Origin of the sequence: Mycobacterium asiaticum, assembly GCF_001668675.1 — a bacterium.
GTDB lineage: Bacteria > Actinomycetota > Actinomycetes > Mycobacteriales > Mycobacteriaceae > Mycobacterium > Mycobacterium asiaticum_D.
The window spans coordinates 38,402-45,100 of record NZ_LZKQ01000336.1 but is presented as its reverse complement, the minus strand read 5'-3'; the positions used below and the strand labels follow the sequence as shown (position 1 = coordinate 45,100).

At 63.5% G+C, this 6,699-nt stretch carries 8 protein-coding genes; 3 read left to right on the top strand and 5 right to left on the bottom strand.

Annotation, left to right across the window (positions count from 1 at the left end):
- The first annotated feature begins 106 nt into the window (after positions 1-106).
- A complete protein-coding gene (locus A9X01_RS29610) occupies positions 107-259 on the top strand; it encodes an aldehyde dehydrogenase family protein (protein WP_253849466.1) in 153 nt (50 codons plus the stop codon).
- 82 nt (positions 260-341) lie between these two features.
- Positions 342-953: a TetR/AcrR family transcriptional regulator gene (locus A9X01_RS28380; protein ID WP_065123891.1), complete on the top strand. Its 612-nt coding sequence runs from the start codon at positions 342-344 to the stop codon at positions 951-953.
- On the opposite strand, the gene A9X01_RS32385 is transcribed toward A9X01_RS28380, so the two are convergent.
- The 4 genes from A9X01_RS32385 to A9X01_RS28365 all read right to left on the bottom strand — a co-directional run bounded on the left by A9X01_RS32385 (position 937) and on the right by A9X01_RS28365 (position 4,643).
- Positions 937-1,230, bottom strand: a complete 294-nt coding sequence (locus A9X01_RS32385) for a DoxX-related protein (protein ID WP_495524983.1) — start codon at positions 1,228-1,230, stop codon at positions 937-939. The two genes, A9X01_RS28380 and A9X01_RS32385, sit on opposite strands and share 17 nt — an antisense overlap.
- A 19-nt stretch (positions 1,231-1,249) precedes the next feature.
- Entirely contained in the window at positions 1,250-2,275 is a 1,026-nt protein-coding gene (locus A9X01_RS28375) for a cytochrome P450 (protein WP_366663731.1), read from the bottom strand.
- A gap of 297 nt (positions 2,276-2,572) precedes the next feature.
- Positions 2,573-3,856 carry a DUF427 domain-containing protein gene (locus A9X01_RS28370; RefSeq protein WP_065123890.1) on the bottom strand — a complete coding sequence of 428 codons (1,284 nt, stop codon included), beginning with the start codon at positions 3,854-3,856 and terminating at the stop codon, positions 2,573-2,575.
- A 28-nt stretch (positions 3,857-3,884) separates the two neighbouring features.
- Positions 3,885-4,643, bottom strand: a complete 759-nt coding sequence (locus A9X01_RS28365; protein WP_065123888.1) for an SDR family oxidoreductase — start codon at positions 4,641-4,643, stop codon at positions 3,885-3,887.
- 112 nt (positions 4,644-4,755) lie between these two features.
- Between A9X01_RS28365 and A9X01_RS28360 the strand changes: the two genes are divergently transcribed.
- Positions 4,756-5,565 carry an SDR family NAD(P)-dependent oxidoreductase gene (locus A9X01_RS28360; protein ID WP_065123887.1) on the top strand — a complete coding sequence of 270 codons (810 nt, stop codon included), beginning with the start codon at positions 4,756-4,758 and terminating at the stop codon, positions 5,563-5,565.
- A gap of 5 nt (positions 5,566-5,570) precedes the next feature.
- Here A9X01_RS28360 and A9X01_RS28355 read toward each other — a convergent pair whose 3' ends face one another.
- Positions 5,571-6,698, bottom strand: a complete 1,128-nt coding sequence (locus A9X01_RS28355; protein ID WP_065123886.1) for an acyl-CoA dehydrogenase family protein — start codon at positions 6,696-6,698, stop codon at positions 5,571-5,573.
- Position 6,699 lies beyond the last annotated feature (1 nt).

Here is a 6,699-nt window from a genome sequence, read left to right as displayed (position 1 = left end):
CTCGAGTGACTTTGGACGGTCTCTCGAAGAATCACGCGATGACCCTTATCTAGCCGGCTGCGACACGCCGGTCCTCACCTCACGGCCCGACTGATACACCACTTTGGTGGACGCAACCGCCGGCAGTGTCGGCATCAACTCATGGTCACTGCAACCCCACGCGCCGTTCGGCGGGATGAAGCAGTCAGGTTTGGGACGCGAAAATGGGCAGGCCGGAGTAATGGAGTACCTGGAGACGAAGACCACGTTCATCGGCTGAGCGACTGGTGCGCCGTGACACTAGAACATCGGTTGTCACGTAGCATCAGCTATGAAAAGTGTCTGAGAGGCGGAGGAAGGTCATGTCAACGGAGCGAGTCGCTGGCGAGACCGAAGTCGCCGACGAGTTCGACCGTCGCGAGCAGATCTTGGACGCCGCAAATGAGTGTTTCAGTCAACTGGGAATTCAGCGCACCAGTGTGCAGGACGTGGCCCGGATGGCCAAGGTCTCGCGCGGCACCATTTACCGGTACTTTGTCGACCGCGATGTGCTGATCGAGGCGGCCATCGAACATGGCGCTCAACGGTTCTACCGTGAGGTTGCCGCGGCAATGGCCGGCAAAGCCACGCTGGCCGAACAACTAGGTGCCATGGCCGAGACGCACGCGACGATCCTGCTCGACCACCGCACTCGTAACCGGCTGATGGCCGACGACGCCGAGCTCATGCGGCACATGATTGCCGACGGCGACAGCGCGGTCCGGCGAACCACAAAATTCCTGGAACCGTATGTCCGGGACGCGCAGAAGCGTGGCGAGGTCGGCGCCGGGATCGATGTGACCGCCGCCAGTGAGTGGCTCGCCCGGATCGTGTATTCGTTCTCGACGGTCAATCAGGGCCTCAGCTTCGACATGACCAAGCCCGAGACGGTCCGGCAGTACGTGGAGAAGTTCGCGATCAACGGTCTGCGCTGAGCATCGCGTTCTCGCCTCGTCTCGCTACGACTCGGGCGTGGAGCAGATTTATGAGCAGGTGGCAAACGTATGCCGCCGAAACCGCGTTACGTGCGACGCGGGTGTTTGGACTGACAAGCAATGCGCCGATAAGCGTCTCGATAGCTCCGTTGACGTAGGTGTGGCGCCGCGGGTTCCGGGGAAACGCCAACCCGTTGATCGGATCGAAGTACTGCGGAACTGCGAAGTGAGCCAACCCTATCGCGACAACGGCCAGCCCCGGCAGCGTCGATTCCACCGTAATCGGACTCCCCGTCTCAAGCTCGTGTCAGCCGTACCGGCAAGCGCGTCGGGCCGCGCAGCGAGCTGTTGGTCGACCAGTGCACTTCGCCCGCCGGCGATATCCGGGACACATTGGCCACCAACTCCCGCAGGACCGCCTGCGCCTCGAGACGCGCCAGTGGGGCGCCAAGACACATGTGCGCCCCATATCCGAATGCCACATGCGTGCGTGGATTCCGATCGACGCGATATTCGTCCGGGCTTTCGAACACCAGCGGATCGCGATTGGCCGCGGCGAAGGACAACATGACGCGGGCTCCCGCCGGTATCGTCACGTCCCCCACACGGTAATCAGCGACGGTGTAGCGGTAGAGATTCTGGATCGGCGTGGAGTACCGCAGCTGTTCTTCCACCGCCATGGGGATGAGTGTGGGATCCTGCCGAATCCGGTCGTACTGCTCGGGGTTTCGCGCGAAGGTGTCGAACATGCCACCAAGCACGTTGGTGGTTGTTTCGTTTCCGGCGATCAGCAGCAACATCGCGATGAAGAAAAGGTCGTCATCGGTCATTGCACCGTCGGCATTGCCGTCGACCAGACGCCCCAGCGCGGTGTTGGACCCCTTCAATCGGCCCGCGGCGAACTGATCCATGAAGTATCTGCGCAATCTCATGACGCCGCCAACGCCCCTGAGGCACCTGGCCATCGCCGCCGCGTTGGGCGCGAAATCAATGATGTGGATGGCATTGTCCGACGCGCGTCGGAACTTGGCGGTGTCGCCGTCGGGAACCCCGAGAATGTGCGCGATCATTCTGATCGGCATTGGGATAGCGAGTTTTTCGACGACATCACAACCGGGATTTGCCAGCACCTCAGCTACCAGAGTCCGGGCCAGCTCGTCGATCATCGGGTTCCAGGTGTCCATCGCGCGCTTGGTAAATGCAGGCTGGACCTTCCTGCGGAGCTGGGCATGCTGCTCACCATCGGTCATGACAATCAACGGCATCGAGAACTTCATCCGGGTCACGCCCTGCGTGCTGTTGATCTTGTCGGTATCGGTCAACGCCGCACGGACATCGCTGTGCCGATGCAGTATCCACGTTCTGCGCCTGCGGTTGTAGTGCACCCGCCCCCCGGCATGCAGCTTGCGGTAGGCGGCGAACGGCTGAGCCGCTACCCGCGGATCCAGCGGGTCGTAGTCCGTCAACTCGGCTCCCGCGTAAACGCTCGCGCCAAGCCGGCGCTGGTTCACAGCCGTCGACAGGTTCAGCCGGGCGGACTCGACAAATGGCTTGACAACCGAGCCTGCCGCCCGGGCATTTCGCGAAACGCTTGCCAGAACAGTCAAAACGTCTCTCCCTCACATCGCCGTGCGACTGTCATGCCCCATTGCCCTTGGATCTTGCGCGAAGTCACGCACCATCGCCTGAATGGTGTATGACGCCGCCAATCGTCCGTCCTGGGTGAACACCCGGCCGTCACCCTGCGCCAGACCACGACCCGACCAAAAGGCGTTATTGACATACAGCAGCCAGTCCGTGATGTCGACGTCATCGTGAAAGGCGATGTCAGCCTTCATAATTCCGGTTGACAGTGTGATATGTGCGCGCGCTTCACCGAGTCCGCGGTGCGGTTGCATCGCCGCCGCGATGGTCCAGTGCGTGGTCGACTGGGCAAGCAGAGCAGCTCGCAAAGTCGGCGTACCGGGGTCGTCGCGAAAGCGCACCCACGCATTGATGACCGGGGGTCCCAGCCGGTCCGGGTCGGGATCGTAGGCCGCGTCGATGACCCGAATCTCCCGACCCGTCATGCCGAAACCCGAGAACGGAATCGCCGCGTCGGGTCCTGGCAGATCCGGCATCGGTTCGACGTCGCGCATCACGTCGACCGCACCGGCATCGGCCAAGACGACGCCCGCGCTGCGCAGTATTCCGTGCTGGGTGATCTTGACGTGCGCCGACGAGAACGTGCGACCCCGGCGAAGGGTCTCGACAGCTACGTTCACTGGCGCGTCGAAGGAGGCCGACTTGGCGAAAATCATCGAGGCTGACGTAATCCGCTGTGCTGGGAACGTTTTTGCCACAGCGACGATGGACTCGGCCAACAATTGACCGCCCTCGACCACATTACGTCGAGTCGGCCCATGGGCCAGTCCGAGGAACCGGTCGGCTCCGTCGGGTACCACATCGATGAGTCTGCGCAACTCCTCGGCGTCACCCCACAACGGGAAGGACACGGCCACCGTCGACCCGTCCGGCCAGTCGTCGAGCAGCACCACCCGCAGCGACTCCTGGTAAAACGACACATAGCCCGCGATCGCCGCCACCTCGGCCAACGGGGTGCGGTAGGTCCAGACAACGTTGTCGATCGCTGCATCCGCCCCAGTCAGATTCCAGTAATTCGCTCGTCCTTTGAAGGGGCAGACGCTGGTGTGCTCCGACGGTGCGAAATGTTCCCAGCGGACATCGGATTGCGGGAAATAGAGCCTGTCGTCGTGATCGGTCTCCGTGACCACCAGGCAACGATCGCTCTCGGCAAGTAAGACGTCACCGAACCAAACCTGGGCGGACCGAGAACAGGGGACGGCCTCGATTCGGTAGTCGGGGTGATCCGGCCAGGCCGATCGGACTTGAGTCGTCGTCATCTGCAGATCATCCCATCGGTATCCACGGTCACGGGCTCACCATCGGTGAGGCCGGCCGCAGGACAAGACTTTCGGGCCCGACACCCGGGAAATCAAGCACGCTGGCAAACATCCCCGCCAGCACGTCTGCGACATCGTCCGGCGTCATCATCGTCTGCTGCAGTAAACCTCGAGCGATCCACTGCTGCACGGCGACACCCAATAGCTCGGCGTCGAACGCGGCCGTGAACTCGGTGGGCACCGTCCCGCCCACCGTGACATCGCAAAACCGGAATTCGGGATGTTCGGTACGCCAAGCGTTCATACTCTCAGCCAGCGCCGCCTTGCTGGCGGAGTAGGCGCCCAACGCCGCCCGCGGTTGCCCGACGGTTTCCGAGGTCATCGTCGCCACCACCGCCGCCGGCCTCAGCACCGGCAGGCACGCCTTCACCACGCGATGGACAGCCACCACATTGGTCTGCAGCACGTCGAACCACTCGTCCGACGAGGTGTCGGCGAACATGCGAAGCGGGGCATATCCGATGGAGACAAACAGCAGGTCGATGGCGCCGAAACGGTCCCGAGCCGTGTCGGCGATCCGTGCACAGTCCTCGGCATTGCGTGCGTCCGCGACAACCGGCGTGCCGCAACCGGCCTCGGCAACGGCTTCGGCGAGCCGATCCGGTCGACGGGCCGCGGCGAGCAGGACCGCTCCTTCCTTACCGGCTCGTACCGCGAAGGCCCGCCCGATGCCAGCCGAGGCTCCGACGACCACTACGCGCTTACCGGCCAGCGTCCGTTCAGCCATGACGCCCTCTCCGGGGATGCCCGCCGCCCCAACACGATGATGAAGAACAATAGTACACACTATGTTTAGTCGAACTACTAGGCAACGAGCCGGACCGACCAAGGGAGACAGCATGGACCTCGGCGTCTCAGGAGGCAATTTCGTCCTGGTGGGCGGCACGACCGGCATCGGATTCGCCGCCGCCGAGCAGCTGGCTGCGGATGGCGCGAATGTTGCTCTATTGGCACGCGACGAGGACCGCGCCGGCGCCCGCGCAGCACAGTTGGCCGAACGGCATGGGATCCGCGCGGTGGGCATTGCGGTCGACGCCGCAGCCCCCGGTGACGGCGTCGAACGCGCAATCCACCAGGCTGCTAGCAGCCTCGGGCCGCTACACGGTCTCGCCGTCACCGCGGGACCGATGAACCAACAGGGGCCGTTTCTCGAGCATTCCGATGAGTCTTGGGATTGGTACTACCAGATGATCCTGATGGCGACGGTGCGTTCGTGCCGGGCGGTCATACCGCACCTGCAGCGCAACGGGGGCGGAACGATCGTCACGACCGCCGCCTATTCCGTCCGGGCACCGAAAATACTGATTCCGCCGTACAACGCCCTCAAGGCGGCCGTGTTGACGCTGTCGAAGATCCTGGCGAAAACGCATGGGGCCGACGGAATCCGGGTCAACACGGTATGTCCGGGGCTCTTCGATACCGAGGTCAATGACTTCATCCGGGCGCAACGCGCCGCCGAGTACGGGGTGCCATTGCAGGACGCGATATACACCCACCTGGCCAGCAATCCGGACTGGAACATGCGGGTGGCGCTTGGTCGGGGTGGCCGACCGAAGGAAGCGGGAGAGTTGATCGCCTTCCTGCTGGGTGACCGCGCCGCCTATCTCACCGGTGCGGCGATAAACATCGACGGCGGGACCGACTTCTGAGTGCGTCAGATCCCGACCAGGTCGGCGAGCAACGAGCGGTGAAAGGTCGCATCCCCCAGCAGATGTCCGGAGGACTTGGCGCGCTTGAAATACAGGTGGGCGGGATGCTCCCAGGTGAAACCGATGCCACCGTGGATCTGGATGTTGGCCGCGGCGGCACGTGCGTAGGCTTCTGAACTGCAGGCCTTGGCCAGCGACGCCGCGGCCGGGAGTTCGTCCGACGATGCAGCAGCCGCTTGCAGGGCGTAATAGGCCGCCCCACGGGCACATTCGACGTCGAGATAGATGTCGGCGCACTTGTGCCGGATCGCTTGGAACGATCCAATCGGCTTGCCGAATTGCTTGCGTACCTTCGCGTAGTCAACGGCCATCTGCACGCATCGTTGGGCGCCGCCGACTTGTTCGGCCGCCAACACCGAGGCGCCCAATGCGAGGGTGCGCGCCAAGACGGGCCAGCCCTGCCCCTCCTGTCCGATGAGGCTTGCCTGGGTAGCGCCGAACTCGATGCGCGCCTGCCTGCGCGTGGGGTCGAGGGTCGACAACGGCCGGCGCACCACCGTCGCGAAGTCGTCGACGGCGAATAGCGAGATGCCTACTCCGGTTCGTGCGGCCACGAACATCACGTCGGCGCCACAGCCGTCCAGAACGTAGGTCTTCGCTCCGTCCAGCACCCATCCGTCGGCTGCACTGCGGGCACATGCCTGAATGCTCTCGGGTTGCCAACGCCCTGAACTCTCGGTGACTGCCACGGTTGCGACCGTCGACCCCGTGCCGATACCCGGCAGGTACCGCGTCTGGGCTTCCGAATCACCGGTACTGAGCAGGAGGCCGGCGGCAAGAACGGCCGATGCGAAAAAGGGTGTCGGCAGTAGACATCTGCCCAGTTCCTCGGCAACGATGCCGAGTTCGACGAAGGTGAAGCCCTGGCCACCCAGTTCCTCGGGAATCACCAATCCCGTCAGGCCGAGCTGAGCGGACATCTGACGCCACACCGCGGCGTCGTAGCCGACGGGGGATTCCAGCTGCCGGCGTACGGCGGCTTCGTCGGCCTTGTTCTCCAGAAACGCACGGACGGTGCGACGCAACTCGTTTTGATCATCGCTGAGTGCGAAATTCCTCGTGCCGTTAGCCATG